At 54.6% G+C, this 1,609-nt stretch carries 1 rRNA gene; it reads right to left on the bottom strand.

Annotation, left to right across the window (positions count from 1 at the left end):
- Positions 1-47 precede the first annotated feature (47 nt).
- Positions 48-1,589 (bottom strand): 16S ribosomal RNA (locus F3I21_RS23040).
- Between the last annotated feature and the right edge of the window lie 20 nt (positions 1,590-1,609).

Genomic DNA, 1,609 nt, shown 5'->3' with positions numbered 1-1,609 from the left:
TCTATCAGACAATCTGTGTGAGCACTTCGCGGGAAGGTATCTTCAGGTAAGGAGGTGATCCAACCGCAGGTTCCCCTACGGTTACCTTGTTACGACTTCACCCCAGTCATGAATCACAAAGTGGTAAGCGCCCTCCCGAAGGTTAAGCTACCTACTTCTTTTGCAACCCACTCCCATGGTGTGACGGGCGGTGTGTACAAGGCCCGGGAACGTATTCACCGTAGCATTCTGATCTACGATTACTAGCGATTCCGACTTCATGGAGTCGAGTTGCAGACTCCAATCCGGACTACGACGCACTTTATGAGGTCCGCTTGCTCTCGCGAGGTCGCTTCTCTTTGTATGCGCCATTGTAGCACGTGTGTAGCCCTGGCCGTAAGGGCCATGATGACTTGACGTCATCCCCACCTTCCTCCGGTTTATCACCGGCAGTCTCCTTTGAGTTCCCGGCCGAACCGCTGGCAACAAAGGATAAGGGTTGCGCTCGTTGCGGGACTTAACCCAACATTTCACAACACGAGCTGACGACAGCCATGCAGCACCTGTCTCAGAGTTCCCGAAGGCACCAAAGCATCTCTGCTAAGTTCTCTGGATGTCAAGGCCAGGTAAGGTTCTTCGCGTTGCATCGAATTAAACCACATGCTCCACCGCTTGTGCGGGCCCCCGTCAATTCATTTGAGTTTTAACCTTGCGGCCGTACTCCCCAGGCGGTCGACTTAACGCGTTAGCTCCGGAAGCCACGCCTCAAGGGCACAACCTCCAAGTCGACATCGTTTACGGCGTGGACTACCAGGGTATCTAATCCTGTTTGCTCCCCACGCTTTCGCACCTGAGCGTCAGTCTTCGTCCAGGGGGCCGCCTTCGCCACCGGTATTCCTCCAGATCTCTACGCATTTCACCGCTACACCTGGAATTCTACCCCCCTCTACGAGACTCAAGCCTGCCAGTTTCAAATGCAGTTCCCAGGTTAAGCCCGGGGATTTCACATCTGACTTAACAGACCGCCTGCGTGCGCTTTACGCCCAGTAATTCCGATTAACGCTTGCACCCTCCGTATTACCGCGGCTGCTGGCACGGAGTTAGCCGGTGCTTCTTCTGCGGGTAACGTCAATCGGCGAGGTTATTAACCTCACCGCCTTCCTCCCCGCTGAAAGTACTTTACAACCCGAAGGCCTTCTTCATACACGCGGCATGGCTGCATCAGGCTTGCGCCCATTGTGCAATATTCCCCACTGCTGCCTCCCGTAGGAGTCTGGACCGTGTCTCAGTTCCAGTGTGGCTGGTCATCCTCTCAGACCAGCTAGGGATCGTCGCCTAGGTGAGCCATTACCCCACCTACTAGCTAATCCCATCTGGGCACATCCGATGGTGTGAGGCCCGAAGGTCCCCCACTTTGGTCTTGCGACGTTATGCGGTATTAGCTACCGTTTCCAGTAGTTATCCCCCTCCATCGGGCAGTTTCCCAGACATTACTCACCCGTCCGCCACTCGCCACCCAAAGAGCAAGCTCTTCTGTGCTGCCGTTCGACTTGCATGTGTTAGGCCTGCCGCCAGCGTTCAATCTGAGCCATGATCAAACTCTTCAATTTAAAGTTTGATTTGCTGCAAC

The sequence above is a fragment of the Pantoea sp. B_9 genome, assembly GCF_008632015.1.
GTDB classification, from domain to species: domain Bacteria; phylum Pseudomonadota; class Gammaproteobacteria; order Enterobacterales; family Enterobacteriaceae; genus Pantoea; species Pantoea dispersa.
This window is presented reverse-complemented; position numbering and strand designations above follow the sequence as displayed.